The sequence below is a fragment of the Streptomyces sp. NPDC093252 genome (genome assembly GCF_040683675.1).
Taxonomy (GTDB): Bacteria; Actinomycetota; Actinomycetes; order Streptomycetales; family Streptomycetaceae; genus Streptomyces.
Genome location: NZ_JBFBEM010000015.1, coordinates 158004 through 174615 on the forward strand (window position 1 = coordinate 158004; position 16612 = coordinate 174615).

The window sequence follows — 16612 nt, forward strand, 5'->3', positions numbered from 1 at the left end:
CACCCCTTGCGCATCCCTTGCTACCCCTTGCTCACCCCTTGGTGGCGACCATCCCCAGGGTGAGCAGCCCCAGCACCACCCAGCCGAACCACAGCCAGCCGTTGGAACCGAGTGTCACCGTGTACGCCGTCACCGCGACGAGACCGCCGACGGTGAGCACTCCCATGGTCTTCGTGGAACCGTCCGTGGAACCGGGCATCGCGCCACCCTCCTCAGAGTTCGGTGCCCTCCATGGTGCCCCGGTTCCCGCCGGTTCAGCGACTGCGGGCGTGCAACGAGGCCAGATAGGCGTTGTACTCCTCCAGCTCCTTGTCCCCGTCCCGGTCGGCGGCCCGGTCCTGGCGCTTGGCCTGCCGCTGGTCGGAGGCGTACCACTGGAAGATCAGCGCGATCAGTACCAGCACCGACGGGATCTCACTGAACGCCCAGGCGATCCCCCCGGCCGCGTTCTGGTCCGACAGCACATCGATCCCGAGCGAGGCGGGCGGATTCTCGTACGCCTTCACCATCGGCTCGGACGCCATCATCAGCGCGATCCCGAAGAACGCGTGGAACGGCATGCCCGCGAACAGCTCCAGCATCCGCATCAGATGGCCCGGCCGGTGCGGACCCGGGTCGATCCCCATGATCGGCCAGAAGAAGATCAGCCCCACCGCGAGGAAGTGCACCATCATCGCGATGTGCCCCGGCGTGGACCCCATCAGGAAGTCGAACAGCGGCGTGAAGTACAGCCCGTACAGGGAGGCGATGAACAGCGGGATCGTGAACACAGGGTGGGTGATGATCCGTACGTACCGGCTGTGCAGCACCGCGAGCAGCAGCTCACGCGGCCCCTTGCGGCCCCGCCCGGCCGGCGGCAGCGCGCGCAGCGCCAGGGTGATCGGCGCGCCGAGCAGGATCATGATCGGCGACAGCATGCTGATCACCATGTGCTGCACCATGTGCACGCTGAACATGACCATGCCGTAGTCGTTCAGCCCGGTGCACGTCACCAGCACGATGCTCAGCACCCCGACGCCGAACGCCACGGTCCGCCCCACCGGCCACTTGTCCCCGCGCCGGGTCAGCCGCAGCACCCCCCACCCGTACAGCCCGAGCCCCACCAGACAGGCCACGAGAAAGAACGGATCGGCCGACCACTCCAGCCCCCGCCCCAGCGTGAACGGCGCCAGCTCCATGTCCATGCCGTGCCCGCTGTGCTCCATGCCCGGCTCCTGATTCGTGGGGGTTGTACGAAAACGTCCGCCCCAAGACTAGAACCGCGCCGGTGCCTCATTTCACGGGGGGTGAGTGCGGGTTCCTGGGGGCGCTGGGGGTACCCCCTCCGGGGGAGGAACTGCGCGACCAGCCACAACCCACCCGCACCCGGCAACGAAACCTAGAGCACACACTCCGCTTCCGCGTACCGATCCTCCGGCACCGTCTTCAGCGCCTCCACCGCCTCCCCCAGCGCCACCATCACGATCTCCGTCCCCCGAAGCGCCGTCATCGTCCCGAACTCCCCGCGGTGAGCGGCCTCCACCGCATGCCACCCGAACCGCGTCGCCAGCACCCGGTCGTACGCCGTGGGCGTCCCGCCCCGCTGGACATGCCCGAGGATCACCGGCCGCGCCTCCTTCCCGAGGCGCGTCTCCAGTTCGACGGCGAGCTGCCGGGCGATCCCGGCGAACCGCTCGTGCCCGTAGACGTCCTTGCCGCCCTCGTCGAACGCCATCGTCCCCGGCCGGGGCTTCGCGCCCTCCGCCGCGACCACGATCGCGAACCGCTTGCCCGCCGCGAACCGGGCGCCGACCTTGGCCGCCAGCTCCTCGATGTCGAAGGGCCGCTCCGGGACGACGACGGCGTGCGCCCCGGCCGCCATGCCGGAGTGCAGCGCGATCCACCCGGTGTGCCGCCCCATGACCTCCACGATCAGCACCCGCTGGTGCGACTCGGCGGTGGTCTTCAGCCGGTCCAGCGCCTCCGTGGCGACGGTCACCGCGGTGTCGAAACCGAAGGTCACATCGGTGACCGCGATGTCGTTGTCGATGGTCTTGGGGACGCCGACGATGGGCAGTCCGCCGTCCGACAGCAGCCGGGCCGCCTTGAGGGTGCCCTCACCGCCGATCGGGATGATCGCGTCGAGGCCGAGTTCCGCGACATGCCCCTTGGCGCGCTCCACACCGTCCCGCAGATGCTCGGGGCGGACCCGGGAGGAACCGAGGATGGTGCCGCCGCGGGCCAGGATGCCGGCCACGGCGTCGAGGTCGAGCTTGAGGTAGTCGCACTCCAGGAGGCCCTTCCAGCCGTCCCGGAACCCGATGACCTCGTCGCCGTGGTCGACTACGGCGCGGTGCACGACGGACCGGATGACGGCGTTCAGGCCGGGGCAGTCGCCGCCGGACGTGAGGACACCAATGCGCATAGCCCGAAACACCTTCTCGACGTGGGCCGGGTCCGGACCGCGCTGTCCGGCCAGAATCCCCGTCACCCTAGCGGCACACCCGGGCCCGGCCCCACCATGCGTCCGGCCCTTGGACGACCCCGCTCACCTGTGCGGACACCCCGTCAGACGGGCCGGTCCCGGCGCCGTCGGGACGGCTACGCCGGCTGCTGCTGGGCCGAGGCGATCCGCTCGTTGCGCAGCGCCTCGTACCAGCGGTCGTCGGTGGGCGGCAGCGCGTTCACATCCAGGGCCAGCTTCAGCAGCAGATCGGCGATCAGCGGATTGCGGGCCAGCACCGGGCCGTGCATGTAGGTGCCGAAGACGGTGTCGTTGATGGCGCCCTCGGTGCCGTCGCCCGTGCCGTTGCCGTTGCCGAAGCGGACCCGGGCGAAGGGGCGGGCGGTGGGGCCGAGGTGGGTGACGCCCTGGTGGTTCTCGAAGCCGGTCAGCGGGGGCAGTCCGAGCCGGGGGTCGATGTCGCCGAGGACATCGCCGACGCAGCGCTCGCCCTCGCCGCGGGTGGAGACCACGTCGAGCAGCCCGAGGCCGGGCTCGCGCTGGCCGAGGTCGTTGATGAACTCGTGGCCGAGGATCTGGTAGCCCGCGCAGACCGAGAACACGATCGCGCCGTTCCCCACGGCCCGGTGCAGTCCGCCGTCCCGGCGCAGCCGTTCGGCCGCCAGCCGCTGCGGGCGGTCCTCACCGCCGCCGATCAGATAGATGTCGCCGGAGGTGGGGATGGGCTGGTCGCTGCGGACGTCGAGGCGGGCCACGTCCAGGCCGCGCTGGCGCGCCCGGCGCTCCACGACCAGGACATTGCCCTGGTCGCCGTAGGTGCTGAGCAGGTCCGGATAGATCCAGACGATCCGGAGGCTGTTGTCGCTCATGAAGGTGATCGTCCCCTGGGTTCGTGTCGTCGGTCGCTCGGTCGCTCGGTCGCTCGGGTCGGTCGCTGGGTCGCCGGGGTCGCTCAGTTGCCGACGCGGCGGCGCAGGTCCTGGAACGCGGTGTAGTTGGCGATGACCTCGATCCGGCCGGGCGGGGCCTGCTGGACCGCCTGGTCGAGGGTGTCGCAGACCTGGAAGTGCTGGTTGGCGACCTCCAGCCGGACGGCCAGGTCGAGCCGCCGGTCACCGACGACGAAGATCGGGTGCCCGGTCAGCCGGGTGTAGTCGACGTCCCAGAGCCAGGAGGTGTCCGTGCCGTCGGCGCTCCGCGCGTTCACCGAGAGGATCACCGGGGTGGGCGGGGGGTCGATCAGCGAGAACGTCTCCAGCCAGCCGGCCGGGTTCTTCGCCAGCAGCAGCCGCAGATCCCGGTTCATGAACTGGACCACGTCGTACCGGCCGGCCACCGCCTGGACCTGGTACATCCGCTCCAGCGCGACCTGCGGCGGCACCCCGAACACGGCGGCGACGGCGGCGGAGGTCGCCGCGTTGGCCTTGTTGGCGCGGCCCGGGAGCTGGAGGTGGATCGGCCACGCCTGGCCGTGCGGGTCGAGGACGTGGTCGCCGGAGAGCGCCCAGGTCGGCGCGGGGCGCCGGAAGCCGCACTGGCCGCAGAACCAGTCGTCGCCGGGGCGCTGCATCACACCGCCGCAGGACGGGCAGGACCAGGCGTCGTCCTTCCACATCTGCCCGACGGCGACCCAGATGACGTTCGGCGAGGACGAGGCCGCCCACACCACCAGCGGATCGTCGGCGTTGGCGACCACCACGGCCTTCGACCCGGCGAGCCCCTCCCGCCAGTTCTCGGCCAGCATCCGGGTCTCGGCGGCCCGGTCGAGCTGGTCGCGGGAGAGGTTCAGCAGGGCGATGCATTTGGGGTCGGTGTCCCGGGCGACCCCGGCGAGATACTTCTCGTCGACCTCGATGACGCCGAACCTGGCGTCGGAGCGCCCGGCCAGCGCCGAGGTGATCCCGGCGGGCATGTTGGCGCCGAGCGCGTTGGACACGACCGGTCCGGCCGCGCGCAGCGCCTCGGCGATCAGCCGGGTGGTGGTGGTCTTGCCGTTGGTCGCCGAGACCAGGGTCACGTCCAGGCTCTGGGCGAGCCGGGCGAGGAGGTCGGGGTCGAGTTTGAGGGCCACCTTGCCGCCGATCACCGAACCACTGCCGCGTCCCGCGGCGCGCGATGCCGCCGCGACCGCCTTGCCCGCGGTCACGGCGAGCTTGGCCCGCGGCGTGAGCGGGTCCGAGTTCCCTGCCATCAGTTCCCGATCCTCCTTGCGTACGCGCCGCGCCGAACGCCTCACGGCAACGGTGTGGACTCAGCCTATCGAGCAACACTCACCTGCCCGAATCGCGGCCTGTGCCTGCGCGGCGGGCGTGAACCGAAGGAACCGTACCCTTCGATCATGCGACACGGTTCGATTCCGGGTGCCCACGGGCGCGTCCGGCCCCTCACCCTGCTCGGTGACCCGATCCTTCACACACCCTGCACCGAAGTCACCGATTTCGGCCCCGAACTCGCCCGCTTGGTGGAGGACTTGTTCGCGACGATGTACGCCGCGCAGGGGGTGGGGCTGGCCGCCAACCAGGTGGGGGAGGGGGTGCGGGTCTTCGTCTACGACTGCCCGGACGACGATGACGTTCGTCACCTCGGACATCTGGTGAATCCGGTGCTGGTGGCGGCGGAGGGGGTGGTGGTGCGGGGTCCGGAGGGCTGTCTCTCCCTCCCGGGCCTCGAAGCGGGGACGGAACGGTACGACGAGGCGGTGGTCGAGGGGTTCACGGTGACGGGGGAACGGGTGGTGGTGCGGGGGAGCGGGTTCTTCGCGCGGTGCCTTCAGCACGAGTGCGACCACCTGGAGGGACGGGTGTACACGGACCGCGTGACCGGCTGGCGCCGGAGGAGGGTGCTCCGCAGGGTCGCCCGGGCACCGTGGTCGCTTTCGTAGACTTCGGCGTGTGCGGCCCGGTCTGTGGCTGATCGCGCAGTTCCCCGCGCCCCCAACACCCCGGCACCACCCCGAGCCCCCTCCAAGGAGACGACCACCCCAGGGGCGCGGGGAACGGCGCGATCGCCCCCCACCGGCCCGCAGACGACCGCTTCAGGGGCGCGGGGAACTGCGCGAACGCCGCCCACGGACCCGCAGACGACCGCCTCAGGGGCGCGGGGAACGGCGCCAAAACACCCCGCACACAACCCCCACCCCTCAGAACCCCGGCCCCCCCACCCGATCCCCCACCGCGGCCAGCCGCCCCCACAGCAGATCCGCCAACGACCCCACCAATTCCCGGCGCGAACAGGGACGTTCCCCCAGCCACCAGTCCCCCGCCGCGTGCATCATCCCGACGATCCCGTGCCCCCACACCCGCGCCAGCTCATGGCTGTTCGGTCCCAGATCCACCCGCTCCTCGATGACCTGGGCCAGTTCCTCGCCCATCCGGCGCAGCAGCGGCGCCGAGTGCCGCCCCACGTCGAAACCCTGATCCCCGGCGGACCCCTCGGCGGAGCCGTCCGCCGGGTGCATCAGGAACCGGTACACCTGCGGTCGCGCCTCGATCGCCGCGAGGTAGGTGTCGAGCGTCGCCTCCACCCGTTCACGGCGCTCCGCGGGCGCGTCCAGCGCGGCCCGCAGCGAGGACAGCAACGCATCCGTATGCCTTTTGGCCAAAGCTGCGTAAAGCCCGCCCTTGTCACCGAAGTGGCGGTAGAGAATCGGCTTGGTGATGCCCGCCTCCGCGGCAATCGCGTTCATCGAGGCGTGCGGACCCTCGCGCAGCACCACCCGGTCGGCGGCCTCCAGCAACTCACGCCGGCGGCGGTCGGCGGACCGCTGCTGCTCGGTCCGCTGCGTGGTGTCCATGTGCTCTCCCCACCCGTGCTGATTCGGTGACGCCTGCGCAAAGTAACACTGATGATGTCCGAAGTATCGAACGGGCTGGCGGGTCATGCTCACGAGTTGACTTTTCCTACCCACTGGTAACAGACTGCGGTTACCGCAAGTAACAAGCATGGGTGATACGGGAGGGGACATGGCCGAGTTCACCATGGAGCTGAGCGACGACCAGAAGGAGGTCCGGGACTGGCTGCACGGCTTCGCCGCCGATGTCATCCGCCCCGCCGCCGCCGAGTGGGACGAGCGCGAGGAGACTCCCTGGCCGGTCATCCAGGAGGCCGCCAAGGTCGGTATCTACTCCCTGGACTTCTACGCCCAGCAGTACTTCGACCCCACCGGCCTCGGCATCCCGATGGCGATGGAGGAACTGTTCTGGGGGGACGCCGGGATCGCCCTGTCGATCGTCGGCACCGGCCTCGCCGCCGTCGGCGTCCTCGCCAACGGCACCGACGAGCAGATCGGCACCTGGATCCCCCAGATGTACGGCGACGCCGACGACGTCAAGGTCGCCGCCTTCTGCTCCTCCGAACCCGACGCCGGGTCGGACGTCGCCTCGATGCGCACCCGGGCCGTGTACGACGAGGCCCGGGACGAGTGGGTGCTCGACGGCACCAAGACCTGGGCGACCAACGGCGGGATCGCGGGCGTCCATGTGGTGGTGGCCGTCGTCGATCCGGGGCTGGGCTCCCGGGGGCACGCCTCCTTCATCGTCCCGCCGGGCACACCGGGGCTGTCCCAGGGGCAGAAGTTCAAGAAGCACGGCATCCGCGCCTCGCACACCGCCGAGGTCGTGCTGGACGGCGTACGGGTGCCCGGGTCCTGTCTCCTCGGGGGCAAGGAGAAGCTGGACGAACGGCTCGCCCGCGCCCGGGAGAAGGCCGCGGCGGGCGGCGGCGAGCGGAGCAGGAACGCGGCGATGGCCACCTTCGAGGCGTCCCGCCCGGCCGTCGGCGCGATGGCCGTCGGCACCGCCCGCGCCGCCTACGAGGCCGCCCTCGACTACGCCATGACCCGGGAGCAGTTCGGGCGGCCGATCATCGACAACCAGGGCATCGCCTTCCAGCTCGCCGATATGCGCACCTCCATCGACGCGGCCCGGCTGCTGGTGTGGCGGGCGTCCTGGATGGCGGTCAACGGGCGGCCGTTCACCGCCGCCGAGGGGTCGATGTCCAAGCTCTTCGCCAGCGAGACCGCGAAGAAGGTGACCGGGCAGGCCATCCAGATCCTCGGCGGCAACGGCTACACCCGCGAGTACCCCGTGGAGCGGATGCACCGGGACGCCGCCATCTACACCATCTTCGAGGGCACGAGCGAGATCCAGCGGCTGGTGATCGCCCGGACGCTGTCCGGGATGCCGATCCGCTGACCGGGACATGGCGGCGTCAGCGGCGCTTCAGCAGTACATCAGCGGTGCTTCAGGGGGGTGAGCTGCTCGATGTCGTAGCGTCGGCGCAGGGCCTCGATCGCCGTGTGGTCCGGGGGGCCGCCGTCCCGGAGGATCTCCAGCAGCTCCTCGAAGTACCGCTCGTGGTCCGGCGGCGGGCTCGCCTGGAAGAACATCTTCGCCGGACTGTCCGTGGGGTTGGCGAAGGCGTGCGGACAGCCGGGCGGTACGACGATCACCGTGCCCGGGGTCGCCCGCACCACCCGGCTGCCACTGGGGGACTGCCAGCGCTGCCAGTTGTCCGGGGTGCGGATCCGCGGCTCGAAGGCGAGGACGTCCAGCTCCCCCTCCAGGACGTAGAACAGCTCCTCGCTGCGGGTGTGGACATGCGCGCCCACGTCGAAGCCCGGCGGGACCAGCACCTCGAAGGTGGAGGCCATCCGCGAGTGCGTGCCGGTGACCTTGAACGTCACATGCTGGGCCGGCGTCTGGACCACCCGGCCGTGGCCGGGCGGTACCAGCAGCCCCTCGGTGGCGGTCATCGGCCGCTCACCAGGCGACGGGCAGGGCCTCGGGCCCGCGGATCAGCGCGCCCTTCTTGAACGGGACGTTCTCCGCCGGGATCGCCAGCCGCAGCCCCGGCAACCGGTCCAGCAGCGCGTCGACCAGCAGCTCCGACTCCAGCCGGCCCAGCATCGCGCCGGGGCAGAAGTGCGGGCCGAAGCCGAACGCGACATGCGGGTTGGGGGAGCGGCCGAAGTGGATCGTCTCCGGGTCGGGGAAGACCGCCGGATCGCGGTTGGCGGCCAGATAGGAGACGTAGATGGCGTCGCCCGCGCGGACCGTGTGCCCGGCGATCTCGACGTCCTCGGCTGCGATCCTCGACAGCCCCACCGCGTTGCGGTGCGGGATGTAGCGCAGCAGCTCGTCGATGGCCTGCGGCCGGATACCGGGGTCCGCCCGCAACTGCTCGGTCAGTTCCGGGCGGGTCAGCAGGATGTAGAACATCTGCCCGCTGTTGTTGGTGACCGCCTCGCCGCCGATCTGGAGCAGCACCGCGAGCCCCACCGCCTCCTGGAGCGTCACCTCGCCCCGGCCCACCGCCGCGCCGAGCAGCGAGGTGACGTCCTCGCCGGTGCTGTTCTCGCGCGCCCCGATCAGTTCGGCGAAGTAGGCGCCCATCTCCTGCTTGGCCTTCTCGCTGACATCGGCGCCGTGCGAGGAGGACAGGATGAGCTGGGTCCAGGTGTGCATCCCGTGCCGGTCCGCCGCCGGGACGCCCATCAGCTCGCAGATCACCGCGATCGGGAACGGGCTGAGCACCGTCTCCGTGAGATCCGCCGGGGGACCGGCCCGCAGCAGCCCGTCCACCATCTCGTCCAGCATCCGCCGGGATCTCTCCCGCACCCGCTCCACCCCGCGCGCGGTGAACGCGGGCGCCACCGAGCGGCGCAGCCGGGTGTGGTCCGGCGGGTCCAGGAAACCGACCGCGCCCCGGGCCGGGATGAAGTGCGGGGCGAGCCGGGTGACCGGCCGGTCCATCACCGCCTCCCGGCTGAACCGCGGGTCGTTGGTCACCATCCGCACATCGTCGTAGCGGGTCACCAGCCACGCCCAGCCCTCGCCGTTGGGCAGCCGGATCCGGGTCACCGGGCCCTCGTTCATCAGCTTGCGCAGCACCGGGTCGAAGTCGACCCCGGTCAGATCGAGGGCGGGCCAGGGCCGGACCGGGGGCGCGGTCTCGGTGATCGTCTCTTCGGTCATCTCACGCCGTCTCGTCGGAGCCGCTCCAGCGGCCGAGGCTCATCTCCGCGGTGATACCGGGCCCGAACCCGGCGAGCAGCCCGCGGGCCCGGTGCTCCGCGCCGCCCTCGTCGAACAGCCGGCGCAGCGCGTCCAGGACGACGGCGCTCGCGATGTTGCCGTACTCGGTGAGCGTGGCCCGGCTGAACCGGAAGGCGTGCGGATCGACCTGGAGATACTTGCTGAGGTCGTCGAGGATGCGGGGACCGCCCGCGTGGACTATGTAGAAGTCCAGGTCGGCGGCGTCCCAGCCGTGCAGCCCCGCGAGATCCTGGAGCGCCGGGGCCAGCGGCTCCATCGTCCCGGGCACCCGCTTGTCCAGCAGGAAGTGGAACCCGGTCGCCCGGATGTCGTACGAGATCCAGTCCTCGGTCTTCGGGATCAGGTACGAGGCGTTGCGCTCCAGGTGTACGCCGGTGCCGCCCTGCCCGCGCACCACGGCCGCCGCGACACCGTCGCCGAACAGGCCGTTGGAGAGCAGCGAGCCGATGCCGAGGTCGGTGGGCTGGTAGCACAGCGAGCAGAACTCGCAGGCCACGATCAGCGCGTTGCCCTGCGGGTAGGCCAGGCAGAAGTCGTGCGCCCGGTTGATGGCGGCCCCGCCCGCCGCACAGCCGAGCTGGGCTATGGGGAGCTGGCGGGTGGTGGAGTCGAAGTCCATCTCGTTGATGAGCCACGCGGTGAGCGAGGGCATCATGAAACCCGTGCACGAGACGTAGATGATCACGTCGATGTCCGAGGTGAGCAGTTCCGCGTCGTCCAGCGCCTGCTGCACCACCGCCGGCACCCGCGCCTTCGCCTCGGCCTCGTACAGCTTGTTGCGGTACTCGAACCCCGGGTGCTTCAGGGTCTCCTCGATCGGCTGGACGATGTGCCGGGTGCGGACCCCGGTGTTCTCGATCAGCCGGAGGGCCAGCGGCAGTTGGGGGTGGTCGGCGTGGCGGGAGCGCGCCAGCTCCAGCGTCTCCTCCATCGTGATCACATGCTCTGGAACGGACACCGTGGGTCTGCACAAAGTCGCCATGAACCGTGCCTGCTTTCGCCGTCCGGAGGCCGCGGCCCCCGGTCAGATGGTGTTCACCCGGAGGATGTTTCACCAGGGGTGATGACCCCACGATCACCCCACGGCCCGACGACTTCGCGCGGAACTACTCCGTCTCGGGGACGGCGACTTTTCAAACCCGGGACGCGGCGATGCCGTCAAGGGGCGCTCGGGGTGCCCCCTCTGGGGGAGGAACTGCGCGACCAGTCAGAATGCACCCGCACCGGCCGACGAGACCTTCCGCCCCTACCCCCGCTGCCCACTGCTGTGAGCGATGCACGCCACATCGATCCGGTCCGCGAGCTTCGCCAACTCGATGGTCAGCGCCGCGACCGTGTCCTCGTCCAGGTCCCCGGCCCCGCTCTCCACCAGCCGCACCCACCTCCCGCCCAGGGTGCGCAGCAACCGGCTCACATCGGCGGCAGCCACCTGGAGGGTCCCGCGGTCGTCGACGATCAGCGGCAGGGTCACTTCGCGGTTCACAAACGGGATGGTAACCGCGCTCCGCTCACCGTCCGTGCCAAACCGTGGTGATGTTGCAGAACTCCCGGATTCCGTGCCCGGACAGCTCACGCCCGTACCCGGACCGCTTGACCCCGCCGAACGGGAACGCCGGATGCGAGGCCGTCATCCCGTTGAAGAACACGCCCCCGGCCTCCAGATCCCGGGCGAACCGGGCGGTCTCCGCCTCGTCCCGGGTCCACACGGCGGAACTCAGCCCGAACGGCGAATCGTTCGCGATGAGCACCGCCTCGTCCACGTCCGCCGCCCGGTACAGGGTCGCCACCGGCCCGAACGCCTCCTCGCGGTGGATCCGCAGCTCGCGGTCGATCCCGGTCAGCACGGTCGGCGGGTAGTACCAGCCGTCCCCCTCGGGCCGCTCGCCCCCGCACAGCACCCGCGCGCCGCCGCGCCGGGCGTCGTCCACCAGTTCCTCCAGATCGGCCCGGCCCCGCTCGGTGGCCAGCGGCCCGACATCGGTGCCCTCGTCCGTCGGATCGCCCACCGTCAGCGCCCGCATGCCCGCCGCGAACCGCTCGGCGAACGCGTCGAAGACCTCGCTGTGCACGATGAACCGCTTCGCGGCGATGCACGACTGCCCGTTGTTCTGCACCCGGGCCGTCACCGCGACCTCGGCGGCCCGGTCCAGGTCCGCCGACGGCATCACCACATACGGGTCGCTGCCGCCCAGCTCCAGCACCGTCTTCTTGATCATCTCGCCGCAGGTGGCCGCCACCGCCCGCCCGGCCGGTTCGCTGCCGGTCAGGGTGGCCGCCCGGACCCGCTCGTCGCGCAGGATGCCGTCCACCGCCCCGGAACCGATCAGCAGGGTCTGGAAGCAGCCCTCCGGGAAGCCTGCCCGGTGGAAGAGATCCTCCAGGTAGAGGGCGGTCTGCGGGACGTTCGAGGCATGCTTGAGCAGCCCGACGTTCCCGGCCATCAGCGCGGGCGCCGCGAACCGGATCACCTGCCACAGCGGGAAGTTCCACGGCATCACCGCGAGCACCGGGCCGAGCGGCCGGTAGCGGACCCGGACCCGGGCGGCGCCGGAGTCCGCCACATCGGCGGCGTCGGGCACCTCGTCGGCGAGCAGCGCCTCGGCGTGCCCGGCGTACCAGCGCATCGCCCGCGCGCACTTCGCCGCCTCCGCGCGCGCCTGCGCGAGCGGCTTGCCCATCTCGGTGGTCATCACACGCGCGATGTCCTCGCGGTCCCCGTCCAGCAGGTCGGCGGCCCGGAGCAGCAGGCGGGCACGATCGGTGAACGGTGCGTCGCGGTAGGTGCGGAAGGTGGCCTCGGCGAGCTGGAGCCGCCGCTCGATCTCCTCGTCGCCCATGGCCTCGTAGGTCTTGAGCGTCTCGCCGTTCGCCGGGTTCACCGTCGCGATGGGCATGGCGGCCTCCTGGAGCGCGGGTGGGGCTGGTGGGGCTGGGGGAAGGGGGCTGGGAGGGGGGTGGGGCTGGTGGGGTTGATGACGCTGATGGGGTTGATGGGGGTGCTGTGAGTGTGCGTCGACGCTTCGACCTTCCCGCGCGGGGCGGGGGAGCGCAACGCGTGGTTGTTGCCTCGGCGTGGGTGGTCGGTCGGGTCGGCGTGGGTGCTCGGGTCGTCGGGTCAGCGGGGGTGCTCGGTGAGGCGGTCCAGGAAGGCCCGCTGGGCCGTCACGATCAGCTCGCGGGCCCGGTCCACCGGCAGCCACGCCACCCGATCCAGCTCGGGGAACTCCTGGATCCGGCCCGAGCGGGGCGGCCACTCCATCGTGAACGTCCCCGGCACCATGTCCGCCGGGTCCAGCTCCGCCTCGATCGCCCACACCGTGACCGTCTTGCCGCCGCTCTGCCGCACCTCCCCGAGCGGTACCGGCTCCCCGTCCGGCGGCGCCAGCCCCAGTTCCTCCCGGAACTCCCGCCGGGCCGCGTCCCACGCCGCCTCGTCGTCCCCGTACTCCCCCTTCGGCACGGTCCACGCGCCCGCGTCCTTCCGCGCGAAGAACGGGCCTCCCATATGGCCGAGCAACACCTCACAGCTCTGTGCGGTGGTCCGGAACAACAGCAGTCCGGCACTGCGCCGCCCCGTCACGCCGTGACCTCCGGGTGTGCCGCGAGCAGGGTCTCCACGGTGTCCGCCTCCTCCGGCCGCTTGTCCTCCCGGTAGCGCACCACCCGCGCGAACCGCAGGGTCACCCCGGCCGGATAGCGGGTGGAGCGCTGAAGTCCGTCGTAGGCGATCTCCACGACCAGCTCCGGGCGGACGGTGACCACCCGGCCGTCGTCCCGCACCGCCAGTCCCCGGAGCCGCTCGGTCTGCCAGGCCAGGGTGGCGTCGGTGAGCCCCTTGAACGTCTTCCCGAGCATGCTGAAGGAGCCGTCGGCCGCGCGGGCGCCCAGATGCAGATTGGAGAGCCGGCCGGTACGGCGGCCATGACCCCACTCGGCGGCCAGCACCACCAGGTCCAGGGTGTGCACGGGCTTCACCTTCAGCCAGGACGCCCCGCGCCGCCCGGCGCTGTAGGGCGCGTCCAGCGCCTTGACGACCACGCCCTCGTGCCCCCGGGCGAGGGTCTCGGCGAGAAACGCCTCGGCTGCCGGGACGTCCCCCGGCCCGGTCACCAGCACCCGGCGGACCCGCAGCGGCTCCGGCACCAGCGCCGCCAGTGCGCGGTGCCGCTCGGCGAAGGGCAGGTCCAGCAGATCCCGGCCGTCGGCACCGAGCGCGTCGAAGAACACCGGCGAGATCCGGGTCGCCCCGGCCGCGCCCGCCACGTCCACCCGGGAGCCGACCCGCCCCGCGGTCTCCTGGAAGGCGCGCGGGCGCCCGTCCGGCCCGAGGGCCAGGACCTCACCGTCCAGGATGAACCGCTCGCCGGGCAGCGCCAGCACCGCCGACGTCACCTCGGGGAGACGGTCGGTGATGTCGTGCAGGGTGCGGGTGTAGAGGCGGACATCGGGGCCGTCGCGGTGGGCCTGCACCCGGATGCCGTCGAGTTTCTCCTCCACCGCGCAGCCGCCGCCCAGCCGGTCCACCGCCTCGGCGACCGACGCCGCGGTCTGCGCCAGCATCGGCTGCACGGGGCTGCCGACGGTGAGCCGGAACCGGGAGACGGCCTCCGGCCCCTCACCGAGCAGCGCGCGGGCGACCGGCTGGAGGGACCCCGCGAGCATCACCGCCCGGCGCACCTTGGCGGCCGGGGCGCCGGTGGCCCGCGCCAGCCCCTCCACCGCCACGGCGTCCAGCGCGCCCTGCCGCACCTCACCCGTGATCAGCCCAACCAGGAACCGCTGCTCGTCCGCGGTGGCCGCACCCATCAGCGCCTCCAGCAGCCGGGCCCGCTCCGCCTGCGCACCGGCGCCGCCGACCGCGCCGAGCGCGGTGAGCCGGGCGTCCACGTCACGGACGGTGAGGGTGGGGGCGGGCGCGGGTGCCGTCCGGCGGCTCAGCAGCTTCCAGCCGATGCCGAGACGGCCCTGCGGGAGGCGTCCCGCCAGGTAGGGGATGACGATCGGTACGTCGTCCGGGGCGGTCTCGCGGAACAGGTCCGCGAGCAGGGCGGTCTTGCGGGAGCGCGCCGAGGTACCGGCGACCTCCCGGGACACCTCGGCGAGCCGGGACAGCAGCATGCGGCCATGGTGCTATGGGGTGGGGGTGGGGGCATGTCGGGTCGGGTGGGGTGGGGGAGGGGTTGGGGGGAGGGGAGGGGTTGGGGGAGGGGAGGGTGGCAGGGGCATGTGATGGGGGGCGGCAGGTCCCTACTCAGTCCGCACCCCGCTCAGTCCCCCCGCAGCCCCCCGTCCAGGTCCGTCATCAGCAGCTCCCCGTTCACCGCGGCGGCGGCCCGGTAGCCGCCGCTCACCGCGTGCGGGACCTGTTCGGCGAAGCCCATGGCGTTGCCCGCCGCGTACACCCCGGGGACCGAGGTCTGCCCGGTCGGATCCACCACCGGGTACGCGCCGAACGGCGTCGGGTCGAGCCGTGCGCCGAGCCGCTCCAGGAGGCCGGTCCGCGGGACCGCCCGAGGGGCGGTGAACAGCACCTCGCGCCCGTACGTGGTGCCGTCCGCGAGCCGGACGCCGCTGAGCCGGCCGTCGGCCGTCAGGATCTCGGCGACCTCGCCGGGCACCACCTTGACCCCGGCCGCGGCCAGCCGCCGCAGATCCTGGTCGGAGAGTTCGGACTCGTCGACGGTGTGCAGGAAGAAGGTCACGTCCGGGGACCACTGGGTGACCATCAGCGCCTGGTGCACGCTCATCGGGCCGGTCGCCAGCACGCCGAACGCCCGGTCGCGGACCTCCCAGCCGTGGCAGTACGGGCAGTGCAGCACATCCTCGCCGAACCGCTCCGCGAGCCCCGGCACCGGCGGCAGTTCGTCCTTGAGGCCGGTGGTGACGATCAGCCGCCGCGCGTGGACCGTCCGGCCGCTCTCCAGGGTCACGGCGAAGGTCCCGGTTCCGGTGTCCCGGGTGACGTCCACGGCCCGGTCCCGGATCTGGGTCACGTCCTCGTACCGGGCGACCTCCTCGCGGCCCAGGGCCAGGAACTCCGCCGGGGGTGTCCCGTCCCGGGTGAGGAAGCCCTGCATGTGGGGGGACGGGGCGTTGCGGGGTTCGCCCGCGTCGACGACCAGGGTGCGGCGCCGGGCGCGGCCGAGGACGAGGGCGGCGGAGAGGCCCGCGGCGCCGCCGCCGATGACGATGACTTCGTAGGGTCCGGTTTCTGCCGGGGGTGTGGAGCGGGTCCGGGGCGTGGGCCGAGTCCCGGCTGTTGTCCCGGTCGTGGTCCTCGTTGTCGTCCCGGTCGTGGTCCCGGCTGTCGCCCCCGTCGTTGCACCGGCTGTCGTCCCGGTCGTTGTCTCGGTCATGGTGACCACCTCCGGTGTCGACCGTCACCGAACCGGTGCCGTATTGACAAATCTGTTTGCCGAATCTGCAATGGGCGGATGAGTACGGAAGAAGTGTTGGCCGGGGTCGGACCGCGACTGCGGCAGATGCGCAAGGAGCGTGAGGTGACCCTCGCCGGGCTGTCGGAGGCCACCGGGATCTCGGTGAGCACCCTGTCCCGGCTGGAGTCGGGGCTGCGCAAGCCCAGCCTGGAACTGCTGCTGCCGATCGCGCAGGCCCATCAGGTGCCGCTGGACGAACTCGTCGGCGCCCCCGCCGTCGGCGATCCCCGGGTCCGGGCCGAGCCGATCCACCGGCACGGGCGGACGTACATCCCGCTCACCCGGCAGCCGGGCGGCCTCCAGGCGTTCAAGGTGCTGCTGCCGACCCGCGCGGGCGAGCCGGATCCCCGGACGCACGAGGGGTACGAGTGGCTGTATGTGCTCTCCGGGCGGGTACGGCTGGTGCTGGGCGGGCACGATGTGGTGCTCACGGCGGGGGAGGCGGCGGAGTTCGACACCCGGGTGCCGCACTGGTTCGGGTCGACGGGGGAGGGTCCGGCGGAGTTCCTGAGCCTGTTCGGGCCGCAGGGGGAGCGGATGCATGTCCGGGCCCGGCCCAGGCGGGCGGAGGAGTGAGGGGCGGGGAGTGCGGTTCCCTTGCGACAAGCGACCGCTTAGTATGCGACGCAGTCGAGTGAACCGGTCCGGGTGGTCCGGGCCGGGCGCTGTCGCTGGAG

The 16612-nt window shown here is 71.8% G+C and carries 16 protein-coding genes and 1 pseudogene; 3 read left to right on the forward strand and 14 right to left on the reverse strand.

Features of this window, described 5'->3' with window-relative positions; all coding sequences use genetic code 11:
- Positions 1-31: 31 nt before the first annotated feature.
- From AB0O01_RS28920 to AB0O01_RS28940, 5 genes are all read right to left on the reverse strand, one after another.
- Positions 32-199, reverse strand: coding sequence for a hypothetical protein (locus AB0O01_RS28920; protein ID WP_365317866.1), 168 nt, complete (start codon positions 197-199; stop codon positions 32-34).
- A 55-nt stretch (positions 200-254) separates the two neighbouring features.
- Complete coding sequence (locus AB0O01_RS28925) at positions 255-1205, reverse strand: cytochrome c oxidase assembly protein (RefSeq protein WP_365317867.1); 951 nt, start codon at positions 1203-1205, stop codon at positions 255-257.
- Positions 1206-1378: 173 nt separating this feature from the next.
- Positions 1379-2404 (reverse strand): 6-phosphofructokinase, encoded by a 1026-nt coding sequence (locus AB0O01_RS28930; protein WP_365317869.1) that lies wholly within the window; start codon positions 2402-2404, stop codon positions 1379-1381.
- Between the two features lie 176 nt (positions 2405-2580).
- Positions 2581-3312, reverse strand: coding sequence for a glutamine amidotransferase (locus tag AB0O01_RS28935; protein ID WP_365317871.1), 732 nt, complete (start codon positions 3310-3312; stop codon positions 2581-2583).
- Between the two features lie 83 nt (positions 3313-3395).
- Positions 3396-4634: a MurT ligase domain-containing protein gene (locus tag AB0O01_RS28940; RefSeq protein WP_365317873.1), complete on the reverse strand. Its 1239-nt coding sequence runs from the start codon at positions 4632-4634 to the stop codon at positions 3396-3398.
- Positions 4635-4781: 147 nt separating this feature from the next.
- Between AB0O01_RS28940 and def the strand changes: the two genes are divergently transcribed.
- Entirely contained in the window at positions 4782-5324 is a 543-nt protein-coding gene (gene def, locus AB0O01_RS28945) for a peptide deformylase (RefSeq protein ID WP_365317875.1), read from the forward strand.
- A gap of 258 nt (positions 5325-5582) precedes the next feature.
- Here def and AB0O01_RS28950 read toward each other — a convergent pair whose 3' ends face one another.
- Positions 5583-6236, reverse strand: a complete 654-nt coding sequence (locus AB0O01_RS28950) for a TetR family transcriptional regulator (protein ID WP_365317876.1) — start codon at positions 6234-6236, stop codon at positions 5583-5585.
- Between the two features lie 169 nt (positions 6237-6405).
- Between AB0O01_RS28950 and AB0O01_RS28955 the strand changes: the two genes are divergently transcribed.
- Positions 6406-7635, forward strand: coding sequence for an acyl-CoA dehydrogenase family protein (locus AB0O01_RS28955; protein ID WP_365317878.1), 1230 nt, complete (start codon positions 6406-6408; stop codon positions 7633-7635).
- Positions 7636-7673: 38 nt separating this feature from the next.
- Here the strand turns inward: AB0O01_RS28955 and AB0O01_RS28960 are convergent, their stop codons facing one another.
- The 8 genes and pseudogenes from AB0O01_RS28960 to AB0O01_RS28995 form a co-directional block, all read right to left on the reverse strand.
- The gene (locus tag AB0O01_RS28960; protein ID WP_365317880.1) at positions 7674-8195 is read right to left on the reverse strand and encodes a cupin domain-containing protein; all 522 of its coding nucleotides are present in this window, start codon (positions 8193-8195) and stop codon (positions 7674-7676) included.
- Between the two features lie 7 nt (positions 8196-8202).
- Positions 8203-9417 carry a cytochrome P450 gene (locus AB0O01_RS28965; RefSeq protein ID WP_365317881.1) on the reverse strand — a complete coding sequence of 405 codons (1215 nt, stop codon included), beginning with the start codon at positions 9415-9417 and terminating at the stop codon, positions 8203-8205.
- Position 9418: 1 nt separating this feature from the next.
- Positions 9419-10489 (reverse strand): annotated as a pseudogene (locus AB0O01_RS28970) (type III polyketide synthase); the annotation flags it as partial.
- A 255-nt stretch (positions 10490-10744) separates the two neighbouring features.
- Positions 10745-10981, reverse strand: a complete 237-nt coding sequence (locus AB0O01_RS28975; protein ID WP_365317883.1) for a DUF6213 family protein — start codon at positions 10979-10981, stop codon at positions 10745-10747.
- A 25-nt stretch (positions 10982-11006) separates the two neighbouring features.
- On the reverse strand, positions 11007-12392 hold the full coding sequence (locus AB0O01_RS28980; RefSeq protein WP_365317885.1) for an NADP-dependent succinic semialdehyde dehydrogenase: 1386 nt from the start codon (positions 12390-12392) through the stop codon (positions 11007-11009).
- A gap of 221 nt (positions 12393-12613) precedes the next feature.
- Positions 12614-13078 (reverse strand): NUDIX domain-containing protein, encoded by a 465-nt coding sequence (locus AB0O01_RS28985; protein ID WP_365317887.1) that lies wholly within the window; start codon positions 13076-13078, stop codon positions 12614-12616.
- Positions 13075-14616: an ATP-dependent DNA ligase gene (locus AB0O01_RS28990; protein WP_365317889.1), complete on the reverse strand. Its 1542-nt coding sequence runs from the start codon at positions 14614-14616 to the stop codon at positions 13075-13077. Before AB0O01_RS28990 ends, AB0O01_RS28985 begins: the two co-directional genes overlap by 4 nt.
- A gap of 149 nt (positions 14617-14765) precedes the next feature.
- A complete protein-coding gene (locus tag AB0O01_RS28995) occupies positions 14766-15854 on the reverse strand; it encodes an NAD(P)/FAD-dependent oxidoreductase (protein WP_365317891.1) in 1089 nt (362 codons plus the stop codon).
- Between the two features lie 78 nt (positions 15855-15932).
- Between AB0O01_RS28995 and AB0O01_RS29000 the strand changes: the two genes are divergently transcribed.
- A complete protein-coding gene (locus AB0O01_RS29000; RefSeq protein ID WP_365317892.1) occupies positions 15933-16511 on the forward strand; it encodes an XRE family transcriptional regulator in 579 nt (192 codons plus the stop codon).
- The last annotated feature ends 101 nt before the right edge of the window (positions 16512-16612 follow it).

Bases quoted from the DNA above. Each gene is read 5' to 3' on its own strand.
- AB0O01_RS28920 (WP_365317866.1), bottom strand. From the start codon at position 199: ATGCCCGGTTCCACGGACGGTTCCACGAAGACCATGGGAGTGCTCACC.
- AB0O01_RS28925 (WP_365317867.1), bottom strand. From the start codon at position 1,205: ATGGAGCACAGCGGGCACGGCATGGACATGGAGCTGGCGCCGTTCACG.
- AB0O01_RS28930 (WP_365317869.1), bottom strand. From the start codon at position 2,404: ATGCGCATTGGTGTCCTCACGTCCGGCGGCGACTGCCCCGGCCTGAAC.
- AB0O01_RS28935 (WP_365317871.1), bottom strand. From the start codon at position 3,312: ATGAGCGACAACAGCCTCCGGATCGTCTGGATCTATCCGGACCTGCTC.
- AB0O01_RS28940 (WP_365317873.1), bottom strand. From the start codon at position 4,634: ATGGCAGGGAACTCGGACCCGCTCACGCCGCGGGCCAAGCTCGCCGTG.
- def (WP_365317875.1), top strand. From the start codon at position 4,782: ATGCGACACGGTTCGATTCCGGGTGCCCACGGGCGCGTCCGGCCCCTC.
- AB0O01_RS28950 (WP_365317876.1), bottom strand. From the start codon at position 6,236: ATGGACACCACGCAGCGGACCGAGCAGCAGCGGTCCGCCGACCGCCGC.
- AB0O01_RS28955 (WP_365317878.1), top strand. From the start codon at position 6,406: ATGGCCGAGTTCACCATGGAGCTGAGCGACGACCAGAAGGAGGTCCGG.
- AB0O01_RS28960 (WP_365317880.1), bottom strand. From the start codon at position 8,195: ATGACCGCCACCGAGGGGCTGCTGGTACCGCCCGGCCACGGCCGGGTG.
- AB0O01_RS28965 (WP_365317881.1), bottom strand. From the start codon at position 9,417: ATGACCGAAGAGACGATCACCGAGACCGCGCCCCCGGTCCGGCCCTGG.
- AB0O01_RS28980 (WP_365317885.1), bottom strand. From the start codon at position 12,392: ATGCCCATCGCGACGGTGAACCCGGCGAACGGCGAGACGCTCAAGACC.
- AB0O01_RS28990 (WP_365317889.1), bottom strand. From the start codon at position 14,616: ATGCTGCTGTCCCGGCTCGCCGAGGTGTCCCGGGAGGTCGCCGGTACC.
- AB0O01_RS28995 (WP_365317891.1), bottom strand. From the start codon at position 15,854: ATGACCGAGACAACGACCGGGACGACAGCCGGTGCAACGACGGGGGCG.
- AB0O01_RS29000 (WP_365317892.1), top strand. From the start codon at position 15,933: ATGAGTACGGAAGAAGTGTTGGCCGGGGTCGGACCGCGACTGCGGCAG.